This is a genomic window from Dolichospermum sp. LEGE 00246, assembly GCF_015207865.1.
GTDB classification, from domain to species: domain Bacteria; phylum Cyanobacteriota; class Cyanobacteriia; order Cyanobacteriales; family Nostocaceae; genus Dolichospermum; species Dolichospermum heterosporum.
Genome location: NZ_JADEWA010000026.1, coordinates 1 through 24,543, shown reverse-complemented (window position 1 = coordinate 24,543; position 24,543 = coordinate 1). Strand labels below are relative to the sequence as shown.

The window sequence follows — 24,543 nt, the reverse complement described above, 5'->3', positions numbered from 1 at the left end:
GAAGATAGGTTTAAGCTACTATCTCCGTCTGTAAATTCAGAAAATATCCATTTATTATTATCGGTTTTAAAATATTGTTCAATGTGCATTGTGTATTGATCAATTAAAATATATTCTTGTAAGCTGGGAATTGTCCGATAAGCTGCAAATTTTTCATCTCTATCATAGCTTTTGGTAGATTTTGATAATACTTCTGCAATCATCACAGGATTTACTAAAGTGTCTTTTCTTCCTTCTTCATATTCTAAGGGATTTTTCACAACCATAATATCAGGGTAGGTATGAATTTTTCTGGTGGCAATCCAAAGACGTTGATCTGTTACAAAGACTTGATAAGGTTGACGTTTAAGAAGATAATTGAGTGTACCACTGAAATTAAGTGCAAGTTGGTTGTGATTGGGTGTTCCGCCTGTCATGGGTATAATTAATCCGTTGATATATTCGTGACGTATTTCTGAGTTTACCTCTAATTCTAGGTATTCTTCAGGTGAATAGTAGCGTGTTTCTTGTGCGAGAGTCATAATTTTAATTTATAGGTTTTATGGGTTGGCGATCGCTTCTACAAGTTTCTCGACTAAGTTATAATTATAACTTTTGTAGCGACTGTCTTGATTGTCAAGCGATAGCTTTGTATCTTAGAGGTATGTTAGAAAATAACCCAGATTTCTGAGATTGATTACACTTTTCACAGTGGTTTTCCATCAAAAAGATGCAAACCAAATTACAGAGATTTTGCCCATCAGGGTTTAACGCATTGCGTTAAACCCCTAACTGATGACTTAGATTCTAAGCAAAGACAAACTGATTAGTATTCGTCAAACTCAGACTACTGGCTTGAATCCCAGTCAGAGTAGCTAAAGTTTGATTATTGAAGACAATCGCAGTATCTGCACCAACTTGATTTAACTGGAGTGTAGAGGTGGTAATACCTAAGCTAACAGCGCCTTGAATACCGATAACATCCGTACCCAGTTGGAAGTCAAGCACGGTATTAGCCGAAGAGGGTAATTCAGCATTGACAATCCAGAATTGGTCAGCGCCAGCACCACCGGAAATTAAGTTACCACCACCAAGACTAACGTAGAATTTATCTTTACCATCACCACCTAAAGCGCGGTCATTGCTACCCAAGTAGAAGGTATCATCACCGACACCACCGGATATGCGGTTGCCACCTTGACCATCTCTGGCATCAAAGGTGTCATTACCATCACTACCGAAAGCGCGATCGCCCTTATGCACATAGATAGTATCATCACCGCTACCAAGATCGACGATATTGTTACCTGAGTTGGGAAAAACAGATACAGTGGACAGGTCTACCTCGTCTTTACCTGCACCTGTAAATACAATATTGTTTTGACCATCGAATTGACTACCAGGAGTGGCAATTAATTTATCATCTCCTGGAGTTCCTACAGTTGTAGATTGGTTGACTGCGAGAGTAAAGATATCACTAACAGTTGCCCCGGCTTTATCTGTCGCAATTACCTTGACATCTAATTTACCTACATTTCCTGTGTTGGGAGTACCGCTAAAGGTTCGAGTTGTAGAGTTAAAATTCAGCCAATCTGGTAACTTACTACCATCAGCTAAAGTGGCGGAATATTTAATTAAATCAGGAATTACTCCATCATTGAGCAGTGTGTTTTCAAATGTATCTGTTACTAACTGATGCAGTCTTGTTGTGGGATGAACATCGTCCCAGAAAGCATATTGATCAGGATTAACTGGATTAGTGGCTGTAATTAGAGGTTGGGTAATATTCGTGAATTTGTAATTAGCAGGATTAGTCTGAACTGCTGTACTCGAACCAAAGTTATCTATTAAAGATAAATTAACATTTAGAGCTGGTTCTAAGTTAGTTAAAGCTTGATTTAAAGCTGTATTAAAGCCAAGAGAAATTGCTCTGGCATTAGCTACATTATTACTAGCAATACTCGCAGGAGTAGCACCCAAATCGGCTAAATTGCCAACAACAATTTCTTTAGCACCTAATCCGGCTAAAATTGTAATTGCACTACTAATATTAGTAACTGCACTAGTCACAGCTTGAGTAGGATCTGTGGCAAGATTCAGAAAATCATTAGCACCAGCCCAAATTACATACAGTCCATCTTTACCGATGGAATTGGTATTTACAGTTTTAAATTGCTGAATTTGTGTGAGTAATCCAGGTACGGTTATTTGCCCAAAAGTATTACTTACTCCTGTATTTGCGCCCACAAAGGCGTAGTTTTGAATTGATTGGTCTGTAAATTGTAAATCATGTGCAAAGTAATCAACCCAAACTAAGCCATTAGAAAAACGACCTTGATAGTTGGGTGGTGCTGGAAAGGTGTTACCGGATGCTTTGTAGGCGTTACCTGTATCTGAGAGGCTATCACCAAAGATGACGAGGTTTTTATAGGGATTAATTGCGTCTGCATCGGAGAAGGTATCTTTGGGTAGTGTAAATGTAAAGGTAGAATTAACCTTAACTGTTTGATCTAAAAGTGGATTTTTGAGAACGGGTGCATCGTTGACATTTTCAACTGTAATTACAAAGATATCACTAACAGTTGCCCCGGCTTTATCTGTAGCGATCGCCTTAATATTCAAACTACCCACATTGTCATTGGTGGGAGTACCGCTAAAGGTGCGATTTGTCGTATTAAAGGTTAACCAAGTTGGTAAAGCATTGCCATTTTCTGATGTTGCGGAATAGGTAAGAACATCAGCAGCGTCAATATCTGTGAAGGTATTGGTAGGAATTTGGAAACTGAAAGCGTTACCTTGTTTGGCGGTTTGATCTGCAATTGTATTTGCTAATGTTGGTACATCGTTGACATTTTCGACTGCGATCGCAAAAATATCATTAGCAGATGTTCCAGCTTTATCTGTAGCTGTGACTTTAACATTCAAGTTCCCAACATTGTCATTAGTGGGAGTACCGCTAATGGTGCGAGTTGCAGAATTGAAAGTCAACCAACTTGGTAAAGCATCGCCATTTTCTAATGTTGCGGAATAAGTCAGAACATCACCAGCATCAATATCTGTGAAGGTATTGTTGGGAATTTGGAAACTGAAAGCGTTACCTTGTTTGGCGGTTTGGTCTGCAATTGTATTTGCTAATGTCGGTGCATCGTTGATGGGTATATTGACTTCAAAAATGGCAGTAGTTTTGCTAGTTTCGTTAGCAACCACCAATAAAGGTTTACTGTTGGGGCTATCGTTGGCGGAAATAAAGGTTAATCCTTCCGGTCCAGAATCAGTTACACCGGAAGTAGGACTAAGGCTGAAATCGCGGGTATTGACATATTGGACAAATTCGGGGCTGTTGGGATTGGTGACTTCATAGACCATGACACCGCCGACACGCTCTAACCCAATGAAAGCATATACGCGATTTGCGATCGCTCCAATGACAACACCCTCTGGTTCGGGTCCTTTGTTATCACTGCGGTTATCAAAGTTGTTACTATCGTTGTTGGAATTGAAGTTTTTAGGTAAGGCTGCCGCCGTAATGCGCTCGAAATCTGCGCCGCTATCATAAACCCGTTTACCAGCACTATCCCAAATTGTGAAGGAACGAGCGCCGAAGGTATAGATTTGATCGTAGTCTCCATCGCCATCCGTATCACCCAAGGTCTTGGTAACTACCAAACGACCCAAATTCTGATTCAGTTTGAGGGTAGCCCCATCAGGGAAAGCTGTGGGGTCGAGATTGAGACTAGAAACGGTAACTTCTTCATTAAAACCAGCATAAGACCGAGTATCACCTTCATTAGCGGTAACGTAGTAGGTTTGACCATTAACTGTGTAAGAGGCGATCGCATCGGGTTGATATAAACCAAAAACTGGCCAGTTCTGAATATTGATTTTCCCACCACCAGCAGAAGTACCATTCACATCCCGATCGCTTGCATCCAAGACATTAGGATTGGTGGTGTTGACGCTGTTGTTATAATCTTTGACACCTAACGGCAAAATTGACTCTACTGTGGCTGTGGCGATGTCTACAACAGCGATCGCATTGTTTTCTTGCAGCGTCACCCAAGCTTTCGTCCCATTGCCAGAAAAGGTAATATATTCTGGTTCAAAATCTTGGGCAACTGATGAACCAGGGCCAAAGATTCTCACTCCTGACGCTTTGAGGGCATCAATTTGGCTATTGAATGCAGTGAAGGATGCTTCTTGGACGGTAGGAGTCGCCACACCACCGGCTAGGTTAATGATGCTGACTGAACCGACAGGATCGGTAGTATAAGCATTGTTAGGTTGACCTTCATTAGCGGTTAAAACCTTTGTGCCATCGGGGGTAAAGGTGAGCATATCTGGCAAGAAGCCCACATTCACCTTACTAATAAAAGCACCTGTGGTCGCATTGAAAAACTGAACTTCCCCTGGATTGTCGTCAGCAGTAGTTTGATTGGTAATGGCGATCGCTACAGCCACAATTCCCGCACTTACAGTTCCTACTTGACCGACAGCCACACTATTGGGAATTAGGGTAAAACCACCCGCAGTTGTCCCATCAGGATCACCACTGGTATCAAATGCCAAATCACCGATTTTGCTGGGACTAGATGGGTTAGAGAGATCGAGGATTTCGACGACGGAACCAGCAACCACAAACAGGCGATCGCTAATTGGATCAAAAGCCGTAATTTCACTACCATTGCTGCTGGTGAAACCACTGACTTTAGTTAAACTAGCACTATTATTGGTGATAGCGATATTTTGGGTTGTGGTTGTGCCAAGGCTAATTCCTGAAGATGGTGTACTGAGTCTTAATACAGCAGTTTCTGTCCCTTCAGCTTTTGCATCATCAGTGGCGAAAAAGGTAGCTGTGGCAGTGGTTTGACCATTAAGAATAGTTAAAAGTCCGGTGCTGAGATAATAATCACTAGGAGTAATCTCAGTCCCCTCTACATTTAAGGTAATGCTTTGATTACCTGATACCGCTGCTGACGCTGTTGCTGTGACGGTGATTTGATTGCGACTAGATTCCGAAGTTGTGTTACTACTGACTGCCAGATTGACTGTTGGTAATGCTGAAATGTCATTATCGGTAATGCTGACTACAATAGGGTTAATGGTAATATTGTTATATTGAGCATCAGTGCTGGTGACACTGTGGGTAATTTCACCACTATGAGAACCTTCCACAAGGACATCATCAACCGCAGTCACTGTCACATTTTGCGCCACATTCCAATTAGCAGGCGTAAAGGTGAGTGTGACTGCGGAAGTCGTTAATTGACTGTTGGGATTAATGGCGATCGCTACATCCGCTGTTGGTTGACTGTTTAAAACGATTGTATAGCTATCCGTTGCCCCACCTTCTGTGACATTGGTTGTCCCACCAGTTTGAGTCAGAGTAATTCCACTGGTGGCAGGGGCGTTAATCCTGCCGGGAGAGCCGATTTCCGCGTTGGAATTGACAGCTACGAACGCGCCGTTGACTCCAGCCGCGCTCAGTGTGGAGATCGTGGCGTTGTTTAATAAGGCGGCATTGTCGAAGGTGGCAAAGGGGCCTGCTGGTGATACACCAAAAACGACGTTAGCTTGGAGAACACCAGTAGCATTATAGATATTTACGGCATCACCAGATGTACTCAATCCCACGCCTGAACCAGTGTAGTTACCGATCTGTAAGCTGGCTGGGGGATTTGCGCCGAACCAGTTGGGGCGGAAAATGGTGTTGATGGTAGCACCGTCGATGAAGATCACAGATTCACCTGCGCCGATGCTTGTGATACCGCTCAAAGCGACAGCAGATGCGAAACTGTTGGAGTTATCGTCGAATTTCCAGCCTGTGATGTTTACGGCACTTGTACCTTTGTTGGTTAGTTCAAACCAATCTGCGGCCACGGGTGAGTTACCACTGCTCCAAGGTGCTACTTCGGTGATGAAAATGCTGCTATTGGTGGGTGTCTCATTTACCACGTCAGTGACAGCTAGGGTAAATGCTGTGGTTGCATCTGGGGTGTTGCCAACGGTTGTGTCGTCTACATTGACGTTGACGCTATAGCTGGTCTTGGTTTCAAAATCTAGGGTAGTTCCAGTTTTGATAAATAAACCATTATTCGTAATCTCAAAGGAACTGGCATCTGTTCCAGTTAAACTGAGGGTATTTGTCCCCAGTCCATCGTCGGTGATGGTGATGTCTGCAACTTTAATGGCGGGACTGGTGCTGGTATTTTCGGCAATTGCACTGATTTTATTGTTCAATACCACAGCGGTAGGTGCTTGGTTGATGGCTGTTACATCTGCACTCAAGGTGAGGATTTGCGTAAATTGGGTAGAACTAAAGTTGTTATCACTCACCAAAACAATGGATTGTGTACCATCTGCCAATTTTGGACCCAACGCCAGACCTTCAATATTATCTGTCCCTGTGGGATGATTGCCGTCACTATTGGGCAAATTCAGAGAATCAAGGTTTAATAACAACCGTTTTTGAGCAGGTTGAATTGCCGATAATTGATTAGCATTGAGACTACTCAAGGAATCAACTGTATTGATGTCTGTTGCCCCTTGGAGGGTAATTTCATAGATTTTGATCGTGTTTCCTTGTCCAACAGCAAAGGAGCGCTCTAGAGCCAATAAAGTCCCACGATTATCAATTGCTAATAAATCTACCAAACCGTTATCAGCCGCAGTTCCACCTGTAGGGGATTTAGCAATGGGGTCAGTGACATACAAATATTCTTTTTCTGGTTGTCCTGTCACCAAATTGTATTGAATAATCCGGGAACGGCTGCTGGTGGTAGTTGTAGAAATTGCACCATCTTGAAAGAGGGCGCTTTCTGTAGCCGTGAATAGGGTTTTTTGGTCAGGAGTAATAGTCAGACTTTCAAATGCTAAGTTGTTACGCACCCCTGATGTTTGAGTATCACCTGTATCAACAACATTATTGTTGTTAGTATCTTGGAGAACTGGGAGGAATTTATTGGGTACTGGTAAAGAGCCAATTTCCTGTCCTGTAGTCAGATTAAACTCTTTAATGAAGGGATTGGTGACGCGACTTGCGCCTAAATCTGGTCTCACTTCTCCTTCTGAGGAGATTAAAATTGTCCCATTGCTGGTTAAAGCAATACCTTCTGTATCTAAGCTATTAACTGCAAAAGGATTGCCATTAATATTCTTGAGTTGGACAACGTTGGTAAAAGTTACCGCATTAGTAACAGGGTCAAGAGTGAAGGTATAAAAACGGGCATTGGATGAGCGATCGTCGGAAATGGCATAATAGCGATTATTTACCGCATCGTAAGTTACACCGGACAATCCACCCAACGCAACTTGTTGACCATTTACTGTTCCGGCTGCACCAGAGGGAATAAAGCCTGTATTGAAAATAGTTTGTCCCTTGAATCCAGCGCTAACAGCAGTTTTTCCTGCTTCTGTCCCATCAACTTGCACAGTGGAGGGTGCATAGACCCAAAGCTGGGGATGATCAATGTCACCACCGCCATTTTCACTGACGACATAGAGATAACCATCTTTGTCCATTGTCAGACCTTCATGTTGTTGGTCGGCAATGGATAAGGGATTTCCAGGGTCAGAGACGATGGTTAGTGAACTGGAGATATTGCCAGCGCGATCGCTCTTGACAATCTTGCCTGATTCTTGGCTTAATATCAGGATGTTGCTAGAATCGGCTTTCCCGTTCAAAGCTGACAGATTTGACAATGCGAAAACATCGGCGAAGTCGGCAATACCAGCTTTTGCTGGGTCGAAAAGGTCAGTTGAGTTAACTGTGGTAGGCGAACCATTACTGGCAGTTCCCGCCACAAAGTCAATGGTTGTTTGAAAAATACCTTCTGGTGTAATCTCCTTAACCGCAATGAATCCGTTAGTTTGCGGGTCCCAAGAAATGCCTTCAATCCCAATATTGCCGACTGTTGTCCCCAGCTTGACAGTTTTTACATTGCTTTTGGTTAGCGTTGTCCCTGCTGTATATGTGAATAAGCTTGCCTGTCTGTCCCGTTCTTCGATTAAAACGAACTGACCGCCGCCAACATAAGTGAGTCCTTCTGTATCATAAAAGTCTGTACCTTGGGGACTACTACCAAGAGCTAAGGTCATTGAGTTGATCAATTGCCCGGTTTTTGATACTTGCACTATGGATGTGCTACCATCGCCAACAACAAACAATGTATCGGTATCCCAATTGTAAGTTACTGCGGAAACCTCCTGAGCCAGTAAGCTGTTGATGGGCGGTGTTGTCCGCTTAGGTTCGGGTAGGTCGTAACGTCCAACTCTGACATAGGTGGATAAATCAACATTGTTAAGAGCCATTAAATTTCCTCTTACCTAAATCAATTGTTTTTTACAAATAAGTTCAAAATATAGCAAAAAAATCTATATGATGATGTATCACTTAGAATAGATAGTTTTGATTTAAAAATGGTTTAGAAAAGGTTATAAAATGATTAAATTTACCTAATGGATAAGTAAGCTGTCACGGATTTAAATTACTGGTTGAGACGGCGGAACTCTTAAATGGGAACTTGCTAACACTTTCGGGTTTAACGCATTGCGCTAAACCCCTATGGGAGAATTAGATTCTAAGCAAAGACAAACTGTTTAGAATCTGTCAAATTCAAACTACTGGCTTGAATACCAGTCAGAGTAGCTAAAGTTTGATTGTTGAAGACAATCGCGGTATCTGCACCAACTTGATTTAACTTCAATGTTGATGTGGTAATACCTAAACTGACAGCAACTTGAATACCGATAACATCAGTACCCAGTTGGAAGTCAAGCACGGTATTAGTAGCTTTGGGTAGTTCAGTATTAACAATCCAGAATTGGTCAGCGCCAGCACCACCGGAAATTAAGTTACCACCACCAAGACTAACTCTGAAGATATCTTTACCATCACCACCCAAAGCGCGGTCATTGCTACCCAAGTAGAAGGTATCATCACCCACACCACCAGATATGCGGTTGCCACCTTGGCCATCTCTAGCATCAAAGGTATCATTACCATCACTACCGAAAGCGCGATCGCCTTTATTCACAAAGATTGTATCATCACCGCTACCAAGATCGACGATATTGTTACCTGAGTTGGGAAAAACAGATACAGTGGACAGGTCTACCTCATCTTTACCTGCACCTGTAAATACAATGTCGTTCTGACCATCGAATTGACTACTAGAAGTGGCAATTAATTTATCATCTCCTGGAGTACCTACAGTTGTGATTTGGTTATCAATGATTTTTCCGACTGCAATTACAAAGATATCACTAACAGTTGCCCCAGCTTTATCTGTAGCGATCGCCTTAACATTCAAATTCCCTACATTATCATTAGTGGGAGTACCGCTAAAGGTGCGAGTTACAGAATTGAAGGTTAACCAATTTGGTAAAGCATTACCATTTTCTAAGGTTGCAGAATAGGTGAGAACATCACCAGCGTCAATATCAGTGAAGGTGTTGGTAGGAATTTGGAAGTTGAAAGCGTTACCTTGTTTGGCGGTTTGGTCTGCAATTGCATTTTGTAATGTCGGTGCATCGTTGACATTTTCAACTGTAATCGTAAAGATATCGCTAACATTTTCTCCGACTTTATCTGTAGCGATCGCCTTAATATTCAAATTCCCTACATTGTCATTAGTTGGTGTACCGCTAAAGGTGCGAGTTGTAGGATTAAATGTTAACCAACTTGGTAAAGCATTCCCATTTTCTAATCTTGCGGAATAGGTAAGAACATCACCAGCATCAACATCAGTAAAGGTGTTAGTGGGAATCTGGAAGTTGAATAGTTGATCTTCGTTTGTGGTTTGATTTGCGATCGCATTTGCTAATGTTGGTGCATCGTTAATATTTTCAACTGCGAGGGTAAAGACATCACTAACAGTTGCACCGGCTTTATCTGTAGCTGCGACTTTAACATTCAAATTCCCTACATTATCATTAGTGGAAGTACCGCTAAAAGTCCGAGTTGTGGGATTAAAGGTTAACCAACTTGGTAAAGCATTGCCATTTTCTAATGTTGCTGAATAGGTAAGGACATCACCCGCGTCAATATCTGCGAAGGTATTGGTTGGGATGGTAAAGCTAAATGCTGTTTTTTCGGTGGCGGTTTGGTCTACAATTGGTTGCTGAATTGTTGGTGGATGATTTACATCAACAATACCCAAAACAGTTGTTGTGGCATCAGCTTGAATTGGGGCTGCTTCTGTCAAGCCTGTGTTATCTGTTGCCACACTATAGAAAGCGTAAGTATGACCGATTGTACCCACATAAGTTGCCTCGGTCAGCGTAGTTTTATCCAACCAAGGAGTAAATTCGCCACCGTTATCGGATACATAAATAGTGTAGTTAGCTAATGCAGAACCATTAGCGTCGTCGTTTCCTGTCCAGGTAACTAAAAATTCAGTTGTGGAAACGGTTGCAGCTAGAGAATTGACGGTACTGATAGGTTTACCAGCATCAAGGGTGTTAAAAATCGGCGGTGTGTCGATGGGAGCTTCAGTATCGAAGATAATGGTAGCTTTGGCATCAATAACTGTACCCGTTGGTACGTCGCGTTTGGCTTTGATCGTATAGTTCACGAAGCCGTCACCAATGCCATCAGTATTATTGGGGGGCAAGAAACCAACTAGGGCATTTTCTGGGATATCTCCTGTATTGGGGTCAATGGTGGTAACAGTCCAGAAGGCTTCTCCTTTAACGATGTCAATGCCTGCTGTTACATCAACTAAGTAACCGCGAGTTGCTATTAAATCGAGACGTTGGTTATAGAATGCGGTATTTTCGGGAACATCAAAGGTTAAACCACCCCAACCAAAACTGCCTAAGCGGAAGGTACGCCAATCTAGGTCAGCATCCAGGGGATGGGAAACGGTAACGGTTTGGGCAGGGGCGGTAGCAGTGGCTTGGTTTTCAAAGCGGATGGTGTAGGGGAGGGTTGAGGAAGCAGAAATCCATTTTTCTTCACCGAAGCCAGCAGGTCCGAGGATGTCGTTGGGGTCAGAGGGGCGGATAATTCTCGAAACTGCACTTCCTAAAATCCCTCCTAGAGGACCAGAGGCAAGCCAAAGTGGTATGCGATTTAGTTTTTGTCTCCAACCAGGAAATTTGTTGCCCCATCCTGCTGGAGAAACTGAACCGCCACCGATTACTGTTCCACCATAGGCGTTAGGATCTACTTGATAATGTCTTTTAGGGTCTATATACTCTCCATTAAGACGACCGATTGGATGATTTTTATCAACTATCCAAGGATTTTTTTTCACCCAAGGTATATAGTCAGGATTGGGTTTTCCTTTAATAAGTTCTTTAGTCGCACGTTCAGGAATTCCGTGAGAAAATTGATTTCCGACTTGGGACGCAATTTTAGTAGTATTTCTAAATGCGGCAGCTGTTCCACCACTAACTGCACCCAAGGCTGCACCCCAGGCAGCAGATTCGCCAACACTTCCCCAATTAAACTTATCCTGTACTCCAGTAGCTATTAAAACTCCCTGAATCCCAGCATCAGTAACTGCTCCAATTACTGCTCCACTTCCTGCACCAATAGCTGCTGCAATTAATATTGGAATAAAGAAAAGATTACCTGATGGATCAATATAACTATTTGGGTTGTTGACGCTGTAGCGATAGAAATTAGTATCGCCTCCACCAATTCCGAAAGGATCAGGACTGGTAAACTTACCTGTTAGCGGATCATAAAATCTCGCCCGCATGAAGTCGAGGCTGTTCCCTTCCCGCATTACCCCCCATTGACCAACATATTCAAAGGGGTTAGAAACAGCTTCAACAGTGCTTAAACTTTCACCAAAAGGTAAATAACTGTACTGATTTAGATAATTCCCATTTGCACCAGTTAACCCAATAATTGAACCAATCGCATCCGCATCATAATAACTTGCTGCATTCGTCCCATCAACACGACTGACTAAACCTAAACCATGCGTATAACGAGCAATGATATTTCCATTACCACCATACTCACCAACCACATCCCCCAAACCCTTTGGGTCAAGTAAATATTCAGTTCGTTGACCATTAAGAATACTCGCAATCCGATTTCCTAACGCATCATATTCATAATTCCAATTTCCGTCAGGCGTTACCGCACCAATCAGCCGATTTTCACTATCATAACTGTAACTCCAAGTATTACCTTCTTGAGTTTTAGTAATCAGATTGCCATCAGTATCATAATTATAAATCGCTGCTCCTACACTGGTGTATTGATTGAGATTATTCGTGTTGTAGGCAGTTTCTACACCGCTATCTTTTACCTTGATTCTGTTACCAGCAGCATCATATTGATATTCAATAATCCGCCCGTTGGGTAAATTAACTAAGTTCAATTGCCCAATAGAATCATACCCATAAGTTGTTGTCCCTTCTAATGTCGTCATAGTGGTACGACGACCAACATTATCATAGGTATAATCAAAGCGTGAGTTTACTGTTCCATCTAATTCATAGTTAACTAGATTTAACAGTTGTCCAGCTAAATCATAGCTGTAGGTTGTATAAGTTCCATTGCCATTATCTTCACGACTGAGACGACCTACATTATCGTAGGTATAATTAATAATATTCGCTCCCGTTGCATCGGTGAGACTCTTTAACTTTCCTAAAGTGTCATAGTTATAGTTGGTAGTAAATCCATCTTGATCCACCATCCGAGAACGACGACCAGCACTATCATAAGTAAACTCTAGGAAACGGTTAGCAGCATAACTGACTTTAGTTAGACGGTCTACACTATCATAAGCGTAAGTGACAGAACTATCAGAATCAACCGCAGATAAAATATTTCCCCTACTGTCATAGGTATAGGTAGCTGATGTGCCATTGGCAAAATCTTTACGGGTTAATAATCCTTCCGAATTGTAAGTGTAGCTAATATTTTGATTGCGACGGTTAACAGCAACAGTTAAATTCCCAGTAGCATCATAGCTAAACTTATCTTTACTGTCATCTGCATAGGTTATTTCTTGCAAATTTCCCTGATTATCATAACTGTAATTCAGAAGATTACCGCGTTGATCTTGGAGACTTGCAAGTTGATTAAAGGTATTCTCGTAAGAATATTTAATCTGCTGTCCAAGGGAATTAACAGAGGAGATAATATTGCCTTGATTATCGTAAGTGAAAGTTGAGACAGTATTATCGGCGGCAGTTAACTTAGTGAGATTTCCATCACTATCATATTGATATTGGGTAATCCGTTTGAGTGGGTCTTCAATTCTTCCTACAGTTCCCAGATCATTATATAACAGCTTACTCACAGCACCAGAGACATCAGTAATTGTTACTCCTCCGGTTGAGTCATAGCTATAGGTGATAGGTTCAGCATTTCCATCTAAACTTTGCTTAATCAGTCTTCCTTGACTGTCGTATTCATAAAAAAGACCCGTATTATCTGAAAACCTAACTGATTTAATTGCGTGTAGGCTACCACTGGTAGAGTTAGTTTCGTAGGTGTAACTCGTTGTTCCTTCCGGCGTTGTAATCTTGAGTAAATACTCACCATTTGTGTCATATTCATAGGTAGTCGTCCAATTATCTTGGTCTGTCGTTTGACTAACCAAACCTTGAGCATTGTAAGAAAAAGCAAGATAATTACTATCAGAATGGACTAAACGGGTTAACTTACCATCTGTATAACTGGCTGTAATTCGATTTTGATTCGTGTCCTCAATATAATCAAATTTGCCATCTAAGCGAAAAGCAATTAGGCTTCCATCTTCTTCCCTTAACCGATAAATACCACTCTCTTGAGTTAAGGTTGCATTATCACCTGATAGTCCTTGATAACTGCCATTACTTTGCTTAGTAAATAATTTAGGAGAATTGCCAAAGAATAAGGTAACATCGCCATCACTATCAGAAATGGCTTTAATATCCCAATCATTAACCCCACCACGTCCAAAAGTTCCAGTGCTGAAACGTTGATCAATTGAATCGCCCTGATTGCTTCCTAATAAGGAATTACTAACTTGTTGTAATTCAAAGCCTAATAAACGAATAGCATCATTGGTGTATTCTCCCAGTTGGCTTAAATGGTTAGCATTATCCGCTAATACTGCCTGATAAGTACCTGCTTTATTTCCCACAGAAGTAACAAAGTTTTGCCAAATTGCATCCCAAGCATCATCAGAAAAATTATTTGGTTTAGATTGATCTTTTAGATTAGACCAATCAATTATTTGGTCTTGTGAAGCTTGGGATATGGAGAAATTAATACTTCCATTATCAACAGTTGGGTTAAATAATAGTGAAAGGCTACCACTCGCTCCTGGTGGAATAATACCTGCTGGACCTTGGGAATTAATTCCCAGAAATTGTAAACTAGACCCTACTAACTCGGTTTGTTCTGGCAATTTTAAATTTGCATTTTCAGCCACTAAAGTTAGCAAGGGTGCAACAATATCTGTTTCCCCTGTATTGGTATAATTAACAGTAACAATTCCAGCTTGTCCCGGACGTAAAGCACTAGGAGCATCAACACTGACAGATAGATTTCCAATTGCCCCATTAGTAACAATGAAGGCATCATCTAAAGTCGCTGTTTGGGTGTCATGACTCACCCTAACATCATAATTCCCAATATTAAGTCCCTGTAAATCAAAAGTTGCCCATAATTCAGCGCTATTTTTCCACCAAACTTTACTGGCTTGACGTTTTGTTCCATCTGTTGCAATTAAATTGACAACATCGTTGACTGTGAATTTAGCCCCAGAAATCTTGACAGTGGTTTGCCCCTTATTGCTACCTAAACTCGTTCCTAACCCACTAATAGAGAAGTCTAGGACATCGGCTTGAATATTATAATTAGGCGTACCTTCCTGCACATTACTTCCATAAGCCAGAACATAATAAGTTCCACCGCGAGTTGTTGGAATTATTATTTCTTGATCAGATGATAAAGCCTCAGAGAAACCAGCATCAAATAGAGAACGAGTGGGTGTCTCACCATAACGAATATATAACTCATTTACCGCCGTTGTGGAGGCACTATCTAACTTCAACCGTAGTGTTTCCCCAGCGCCTACATCCAAGCGATAGTAAACTCCTTGATTTTGACCTAAAGTTCCTGTGCTAGGTATTCCCAAAGTCAGGCGTTCCAAATCAACATTCACCTGATCTAATGTAGCTTTCAGGTTGTTAGTTTCATTCGATTCAGGAATTTGATTGCGGATATCACTACGAATAATAATCTGGTAGTCTCCTGGTACTAACCCAGGTAAAGGTGCAGTTAATGTTTGAGTATAACTATTACCACTGGCTAACTCATCTGAATTTTGCACTTGTCCCAAGAAAGCATCATTGATATCCCATTGATTATCTTTCGATATATAGACAGAATCCGACCAATTACCCTGAACAGGATTTGCGCCCTGATTCGTTACCGTATAAGTGATAGTTGCATTGCGTCCTGCTATGCCATTGCTCGGAATCGTCATCGTTCCTACCACTAAATCTGCGGGTTGAGGTAACGTCAGGGTAACAGGATTAATGTCATAAACAACGTTATTATCCTCACCTGTGCGCTCGTAAATAGAGTTGTCGGCATCCGTTACGGCAAAGAGATAGACTGACCCAGAAAGCCCTTGGGGAAGGCGGAATGATTGGGTTTTACTGTAAATCTCTTCGGCTGCTAGGTTGCCATTAAAGAAACTGTAACCCAGATAAGTATCCGTATTTTTATCAAAAATTTGGTCACGGGAGAGATAGAAGACTTCGTACCAATTCATCTCTTTCGTGGGCGCTATTCCGGCATTGCGAACTGTCCAATTAACTGCGAGATTTTGACCACTGATGCCCGTTGTAGGCGCATCTATACTATCAATAACTAAATCAGGAGTGGGGGTTAAACTGACAGTTGTGCTACTTGACGTTGACCCATTATTATTATTTTCTAAAGACCCCTCAAAAACATTATTTTCACTATCTGTCTGCACAAGGGTGTAATAACTACCTTGTAAATTAATTGGCAAATTAAAGCTACGGGAAACAGTATATTGACCGGAGGGTTCTATAGCGCCAGAACGATAGACCGAACCCAAGACAACATCATCACTGCTGATCTGTTTATCTGTAGAAAGGTAAACTTTCTCGTACCAATAATTGCTATTGGTGGGGTTCGTGCCGAAATTCTGAACCGTCCAATTAATCGTTAACGATTGTCCCGATTCTGCGGTTGTGGGGGCAATTACCTGAGTAACTTGTAAATCGGGGCTTTGTTGTGATATTGTTAGAAATTGACTTGTTGAGACGTTATTGTTTTCCTTGTTCGCCTCGTAGACGTTTTCATTGGCATCGGTGACAACAAATAACTGATATTGTCCACCTGTTGTGATGGGAAGAGTAACTAATTCGCTACGATTGTAGGAGTCATTGGCGTTTAAGAGTTCATTGCGATCAAATGACCCTAACAAAATGTCATCGCTATTGCCAATTTGATTGTCTGTGGAAAGAATAACCTTGTCTGTCCATTTAGTGACAGCCGTACTCCCTGTATCTAAATTTGTTACTGTCCATGCCACTCGAATTGCTTTCCCTGAGTTGGCTATTATGGGGGCAGTTACTTTAGTTACCTGTAAATCAGGGGTTAGGCGTGTTACCGTCAAGGCTTGTCCTGCTGAGACATTATTATTCTCATTAAGTGCTTCATAAACGCTATCACTAGTATCTGTAATTACAAATACTTGATATTGTCCGATCGCCTGAATCGGAATTATCACTAATTCACTACGACTATAGAAACCATTGGAATTTAAGAGTTCGTTACGATTAAATGATCCTAATGAAATGTCATCGCTATTACCAATCTGACTATCTGCCGAAAAAATCACCTGATCTTTCCAGTTATTAACAACCGTGTCTCCCGTTCCTTGGTTTGTCACCGTCCAATCTACCCGGATTTGTTGGTTTGATTCTGTGGTTGTGGGAACAGTAGCGGAGGAAACCACTAAATCGGGTGGTTTACTGGTTATGGTTATAGGCGTAGCATCAAAAGCAGTATTGTTTATCTTGTTGAGTTCAAAAACCTGATTACTACTATCAGTGACGGCGAAGAGGTAATAATTACCTGTAATAGTATTGGAAAGGGTATAACTGAAGTTACTAGTATAAGAACCATTAGAAGCCAAACTGCCATAATGGGTTTGACTGCCGATTTTTAGGTCTGTATCGGCATCAAGTTGGTTATCAAGAGATAGATAGAAGGTATCTGTCCAAGAGTTATTCGGAGTGCTAGTCGCACCATAGTTAGTGATTTGATAGGCAAAATTTAATGGACGGCTGGAAGTAGCTTGACTAGGTGCATCAACAAAATCAAACTCTAAATCAGGCGGTGGCGTGAGGTTAATGCGAGTGGCGATCGCCTTGTAGCCTGTATTATTTCCATCAAAGGCATTTTCGTAGACTTGATTACCCGCATCCGTCCGCACAAAGAAGAAATAATCTCCACTTACCCCAATAGGCAAAGTAACAGTTTGTGAGGTTGTGTAGTTTTCGTCATTGTTGAGAGTGCCGCTACGATAAAACGTTCCTAAATTGCGATCGCTTCCATCTAATACTTCATCTGCTGACATGAATACTTGATCATACCAAGAGGTTTCCAGATTTTTGCCCTGTCCCTTATTGGTGACTGTCCAGCTAAGATTAAGGGGTTGACCCGAAAAAGCTTGAGAGGGAGTTGTTACAGTTGTAACCTGGAAATCTGGCGGCAGTGTGAGAGAAACATTAGTGGGACCACCTGAGCCAAAATTATCCCCTTCTTTGGCATTTTCAAAAACGTTATTATTTACATCGGTTTTAACAAGGAAAGAGTAATTGCCACTAACACCACGGGGTAAGGTAACGTTGAGACTATTGGTATAGCTATCTCCAGCATTGAGATAACTGGGATTGGTGGCTTGACCTAAATAAATGTCGGTATTATCAAAAGTATTGTCTAGAGACAAATAAACCTCATCATTCCAGTAGGGTGAACTGGTAGCAGCATTTCCCGCATTTGTCACTGTCCATTGAATGGCGGTTGATTGGCTAGAGAAGGCTGTTGGAGGCGCTACAACACTAGATACTTGAAGATTGGGTAAGGGTTTTAAACTAACAGCGATGGGGATATCATCAATCGTTGTATTATTTGTTTCAGTTCCCAAACGCTCTGGAATTTGATTACTGGCATCAGTTGAGACGATAATTCGTTGATTACCGCTAAGTATTAAAGGTAGCGTGATTGATTGAGTACGATCAATAGAAGCACCCGGTGCGATCGCTCCATCAAAAGTGAAAGCTCCTAAAAATTTATCATTGCCTATGTTGGCATCATCGAATAGATAAATGTAATCCACCCAACTTCCAGAAGCAGTTACATTGCCTTGATTTGTTAAAGTCCACGTAATATCTATTGCTTGTTCTGATTGGGCATTGATTGGAGCAACAATATTACTAACTGCTAAATCAGGTAAATCAGCGTTTTTAATAACTATGGTATCTATTCCACTATTAAAACCAGTTTTCGATGCCGTAATTGTCACGTTTTGATTGGCATCAAAAGTCCCATCATTAACACCTGTTAAGCTAAAAGTAGCCGAATCTTGATTGACAGGAATAGTTACTGTTTCGGGAACAATTGCTTCTTTAGTGTCGCTAGAAGCAAGAATAATAACTAATTCACTAGATTGATCTTCGGTATTGCGAGTAATTATTCCAGTAGCAGTTTCGCCTTCATAAATATTGTCTTGATTAAGAACAAGAGAAAGCCTGGAGATGTCATTATCAATAATGGTAACAATGGAAATATTTTGATTTCCAACAATTGAACCATTTGTGGGATTAGAAAGCGTTAAATTAATGGTTTGATTCGGGTCAAAAATGGCATCATCAATGATCGGAATAGTAACTGTCTTACTGGTTTCACCATTAGCAAAGTTAACGGTAATAGGAGTGTTATTGTAATCATTTACTGCATTTGCTGTACCATTAGTGAGGTTAATGCTAACACTAACTTCACCATCACTACCATTAGTACGAATTAAAGTAACTGCGGTGACAGGTGTACCATCTTCATTAACTGAATAGTTAGCATTGCTAAACTGAATAACTCCTGGTACAGCATCATTATCAACAATATTCAGGATAGCTGTTTTTTGCGTTCCTAATGTTGCGCCACCTGTGGGGTTAGATAAAGCTAAATTGACGGTTTCTGTAGGTTCGTAAACATTGTCATCAATAATAGGAATGGTGACGTTTTTATTAGTTTCCCCATTAGCAAAAGTCACCGTAATTGGTGAATTATTATAATCACTACCTGCTGTAGCTGTGCCATCAGTAGGAGTTAAAGTAACGCTAACTTCACCATCACTTCCCCCTATACGAGTCAAATCAACACTGAATGTTCCATTTTCGTTAACAGTATAAGTGCTACTATTTAAGCTAATTGTCCCCCGTTTGGGTAAATCATCGTTAATGATGGTTAATGTGGCTGTTGTTTGCGTTCCTAAAGTTGCACCACCTTGGGGGTTAGTCAGGGTTAAGTTAATGGTTTCATCAGGTTCAAATTGGGTGTCGTTAACAATAGGAATAGTAACCGTCTTACTGGTTTCCCCATTAGCAAAATTAACTGTAATTGGTGAATTATTATAGTCACTTCCGGCTGTAGCTGTACTATTAGTTAAGCTAATAGTCGCACTAACTTCTCCATCACTACCATTAGTGCGAGTTAAAGTAACTGCGGTGACAGGTGTACCATCTTCATTAACTGAATAGTTAGCATTGCTAAACTGAATAACTCCTGGTACAGCATCATTATCAATGATATTTAAAACTGCTGTTTGTTGCGTTCCTAATGTTGCGCCACCTGTGGGGTTAGATAAAGCTAAATTGACGGTTTCTGTAGGTTCGTAAACATTGTCATCAATAATAGGAATGGTGACGTTTTTATTAGTTTCCCCATTAGCAAAAGTCACCGTAATTGGTGAATTATTATAATCACTACCTGCTGTAGCTGTGCCATCAGTAGGAGTTAAAGTAACGCTAACTTCACCATCACTTCCCCCTATACGAGTCAAATCAACACTGAATGTTCCATTTTCGTTAACAGTATAAGTGCTACTATTTAAGCTAATTGTCCCCCGTTTGGGTAAATCATCGTTAATGATGGTTAATGTGGCTGTTGTTTGCGTTCCTAAAGTTGCACCACCTTGGGGGTTAGTCAGGGTTAAGTTAATGGTTTCATCAGGTTCAAATTGGGTGTCGTTAACAATAGGAATAGTAACCGTCTTACTGGTTTCCCCATTAGCAAAATTAACTGTAATTGGTGAATTATTATAGTCACTTCCGGCTGTAGCTGTACTATTAGTTAAGCTAATAGTCGCACTAACTTCTCCATCACTACCATTAGTCCGAGTTAAAGTAACTGCGGTGACAGGTGTACCATTTTCATTAACGGAATAGTTAGCATTGCTAAATTGAATAACTCCTGGTACAGCATCATTATCAATGATATTCAGAGTTGCTGTTTGTTGTGTTCCTAATGTTGCGCCACCTGTGGGGTTACTCAGGGTCAGATTGACGGTTTCAATAACTTCAAGTTGTGTGTCATCAACGATGGGAACAACGACTGTTTTTGAAATCTGCCCATTATCAAAGAAAACCACAATGGGAGTACCGTTGTAGTCTGAAGGCTGTGTTGCTGTACCATTGCTGGGTGTGACAGTAACCGTAACAATGCCATCACTACCATTGATACGGGTTAAGGTAATGGCTTGAACGGCTGTACCCTCTTCGTTCACGCTATAGCTACTGCTACTAAATGCGATCGCGCCAGGGCTGAATTGTCCTGTTCCCGTAATCACTTTAAGCTCATATAGGGTGGGAGAATAATTATAAGTTTGGGTAGCAGAGTCGTAAGTAGAGGAACCACTTCCAGAAAGACTAATATTATAAGTTCCGGCTAAGAGAGTCTTTTCAACGCTGCCAGTCGTAGAAATGGTACTAAATGGACTATAGTTACCAATACTGACTGAACCAACACTTGTGCCATTTTGACTGCTAATATTCAGATAAGTAGAAGCGGTGTTTTTGAGTGCAGTCAGGTCAAATTTAACCTTAGCATCATCACTGAGTGTGAAGGTATAGTTGTCGTAACGGGTCTGGCTATCATAGGATAAGTATAGAGAAGAAAAAAGTGTTCCTTGACTAGAAAGCGTACCATTTATTCCCAAAGTACCTAGTTGTGTCGGGTCTGGGTAGGTCATCCTAAAGGTATCAGTCTGGGTATCAGTGGGGGAAAATTGTAATTTAGAAATGTAGGAAGCACGGTCTGTAGTAACGGCGGTGCTAGTTTTGAGATAATAAGTACCAGGGTCAAGATTGAGAAAGTAGTTAAACGAGTCACTAGAAGAGCCAGCACTGAGGGTCGCAATTGTATTATTGCTTTCACTGAGAATCTGAAAGTTGGTATTGGCAGTCGCGCTTAGATTCAGTGAGAGTCCATTTTTCTGAGTCAGGGAGAATTTATAGAAGTCCGCTGGATCAGTTGTTCCACCAACCAGTTCTGAGATTGTTTGCTGTTTGAGACTTCCTAATGTGGTGGTATCGTAGGTCAGATTCCCTAAATCGGTGGCAGTTCCTGCATCATTGCCCACATCAGTATTGCTAGAATCGGTGGAACTAGAACTCAGTTTAAGCTCATATAGGGTGGGAGAATAATTATAAGTTTGGGTAGCAGAGTCGTAAGTAGAGGAACCACTTCCAGAAAGACTAATATTATAAGTTCCCGCTAAGAGAGTCTTTTCAACGCTGCCAGTCGTAGAAATGCTACTAAATGGATCATTAAAGTTACCAATACTTACTGAACCAACACTTGTGCCATTTTGACTGCTAATATTCAGATAAGTAGAAGCGGTGTTTTTGAGTGCAGTCAGGTCAAATTTAACCTTAGCATCATCACTGAGTGTGAAGGTATAGTTGTCGTAACGGGTCTGGCTATCATAGGATAAGTATAGAGAAGAAAAAAGTGTCCCTTGACTAGAAAGCGTACCATTTATTCCCAAAGTACCTAGTTGTGTCGGGTCTGGGTAGGTCATCCTAAAGGTATCAGTCTGGGTATCAGTGGGGGAAAATTGTAATTTAGAAATGTAGGAAGCACGGTCTGTAGCAACGGCGGTGCTAGTTTTGAGATAATAAGTACCAGGGTCAAGATTGAGAAAGTAGTTAAATGAGCCACTAGAAGAGCCAGCACTGAGGGTCGCAATTGTATTATTGCTTTCACTGAGAATCTGAAAGTTGGTATTGGCAGTCGCGCTTAGATTCAGTGAGAGTCCATTTTTCTGAGTCAGGGAGAATTTATAGAAGTCCGCTGGATCAGTTGTTCCACCAACCAGTTCTGAGATTGTTTGCTGTTTGAGACTTCCTAATGTGGTGGTATCGTAGGTCAGATTCCCTAAATCGGTGGCAGTCGCGCTTGTATCGTTATCATCAGTAACCGCTTGTTCTACTGTGATAACTTGACCATTCAACAATATTGTCCCGTGGTCATCCTCTGCTTTTAACACCTGCAAAGTTTCAGCATTCAGATTTTCCCTCAGCACCAAAGCCGAGAAAATCGCCCCTTCATCTCCAAGTGAATCAACAGTATTAATTTGGCTATCAACCCAATGACCTATTTCTTCTAAAATAACGCTGGTGATACTTGCGACATCTCCCTGATGACTCGTTAAAAATTCCTGCGATAGATAAATTGTATTTGTCGCAGCAGCATAAGCCCCATTTGCGCCATTTAACTCTGCTGAAGAAAGAATGGTAATTGCTGGGATGTTGCTAAAATCTTGATTTTTCCAAGCATTTCCCAGATTTAAAACTGCTTCTGGATCAAAAGTCTCCCCAAAAGCCAACCGCATCTTTGCCACAAACTCTTCACTGTTCGCAAAATCTTGTAGATACAGTTCTATTTGTTCTAATGCTAGTAATAAAACCTGATTTAGATACAAATTATCGGTAAGAGAGCTATTGGCAGGTGTAGATGTCATAAAAATATATGGTAATTAATAATTTTCGCGCGTAGCTGTAGCAAAAAAATAATATTGAGTATACAAAAATCTGACATCTACCAAAAGTTAGAGATTGGAAATTTTTCCTCAAGAATCTTACCTGAGTAGGTTGACACGGGAGTATGTTGTAATTAAATTAGCTGGTGCTATAATATATCTTTAGTAAATATACATAAAGAGAGACTTTGTGATAGCATCTCACAAACGCTGACTTGTCAGTTAACTATTTTGGGGATGTGGGAGAGCGATAGCGAAGCGCGACCTAGGAATCGCTATTTGGGATATGGGAGAGCGATCGCTTTTAGGGATGTGGGGGAGAGCGATCTCTTTTGGGATATGGGAGGGCGATCGCTGTTTGGGAAGTTGAGGGAGTGCGATAGCGAAGCGCTCCGTAGGAATCGCTCTTTGGGATGATGGGATGTGCGATCGCTTTTGGGATATGGGAGAGCGATCGCTATTTAGGATATGGGGTGCGATATTATGGTATATGGATTACCCTTTCCGTGTTAGAATTGGAACTTTATAAATTCAACATAGTGAAATCAAAAATTTACATTGAAACCAGTATTCCTAGCTTTTACTATGAAATTCGGACTGAACCGGATATGATAGCCCGTAAAGAATGGACTCGTTTTTGGTGGAATACAGTAAGACAGCAATATGAAGTAGTGACAAGTATTGCAGTTTTAGATGAACTTAATAAAGGCAATTTTCCTAATAAAGAAGAAGTTATTGAACTTCTCAATGATATTCCTTTGATAGATATTGAACCAGAAATTGTAGAAATTGTCCAAACCTATATTCAAAATCAGGTTATGCCTAATGATCCTTTAGGTGATGCTCTCCATCTTGCTTTAGCAGCCTATCATAAATGTGATTTCTTGTTAACTTGGAATTGTCGTCACTTAGCCAACGCTAACAAATTCGGGCATATTAGGCGAGTTAATGTTATGCTAGGTTTGTATGTTCCTGCCTTGGTAACACCGTTAGAATTAATGGATAATGAATAATGATTACTCTTGATGATTCTGTACTGCAACAAATTCGAGAAATCCGTCATCAAATTTCTCAAAATAATCAGCATGATCCGCATAAATTAATTCAGTATTATATAGAATTACAACAACAATATAAACAAGGAAAACATAAGTTAAACAGTCACTAACTTTCTGATTGTTTAATAATGATCCCCTTTCCGTAATTATAGTAAATGCGATCGCTGTTTGGGGATGTGGGAGGGCGATAGCGTAAGCGCTGCTGCAAGCAGTTCGCTTTTTGGGGATGTGGGATGCGATCGCTTGTAATAATGTTATAATTACTGCGTCTAAAATTTAATTATATGTATGGAATTTGAATGGGATACACAAAAAGCAAAATCTAATTTATCTAAGAGGATGTTTGAAAAGTGGTATTCCGTAATTTTCATCACATTGCTACCCCCCTTAGTCCCCCCTTGTAAAGGGGGGAAACAATAAAAATCCAGTTCCCTCCCCTTTACAAGGGGAGGGTTAGGGTTGTCTCT

Annotated in this window: 5 protein-coding genes; 2 read left to right on the top strand and 3 right to left on the bottom strand. The window is 41.0% G+C overall.

Annotated features, from left to right (window positions below; translation table 11 throughout):
- From IQ228_RS03320 to IQ228_RS03290, 3 genes are all read right to left on the bottom strand, one after another.
- Positions 1–521: Uma2 family endonuclease (locus tag IQ228_RS03320; protein ID WP_193962155.1), on the bottom strand; the 521-nt coding region annotated here is incomplete at its 3' end.
- Between the two features lie 265 nt (positions 522–786).
- Complete coding sequence (locus tag IQ228_RS26370) at positions 787–8,286, bottom strand: choice-of-anchor I family protein (protein WP_228043664.1); 7,500 nt, start codon at positions 8,284–8,286, stop codon at positions 787–789.
- 269 nt (positions 8,287–8,555) lie between these two features.
- Entirely contained in the window at positions 8,556–23,000 is a 14,445-nt protein-coding gene (locus IQ228_RS03290) for a Calx-beta domain-containing protein (protein ID WP_193962154.1), read from the bottom strand.
- 431 nt (positions 23,001–23,431) lie between these two features.
- On the opposite strand from IQ228_RS03290, the gene IQ228_RS03285 reads away from it, so the two are divergent.
- On the top strand, positions 23,432–24,031 hold the full coding sequence (locus IQ228_RS03285; protein WP_228043663.1) for a type II toxin-antitoxin system VapC family toxin: 600 nt from the start codon (positions 23,432–23,434) through the stop codon (positions 24,029–24,031).
- The gene (locus tag IQ228_RS03280) at positions 24,031–24,186 is read left to right on the top strand and encodes a hypothetical protein (protein ID WP_193962153.1); all 156 of its coding nucleotides are present in this window, start codon (positions 24,031–24,033) and stop codon (positions 24,184–24,186) included. The genes IQ228_RS03285 and IQ228_RS03280 overlap by 1 nt, the downstream gene beginning before the upstream one ends.
- Positions 24,187–24,543 lie beyond the last annotated feature (357 nt).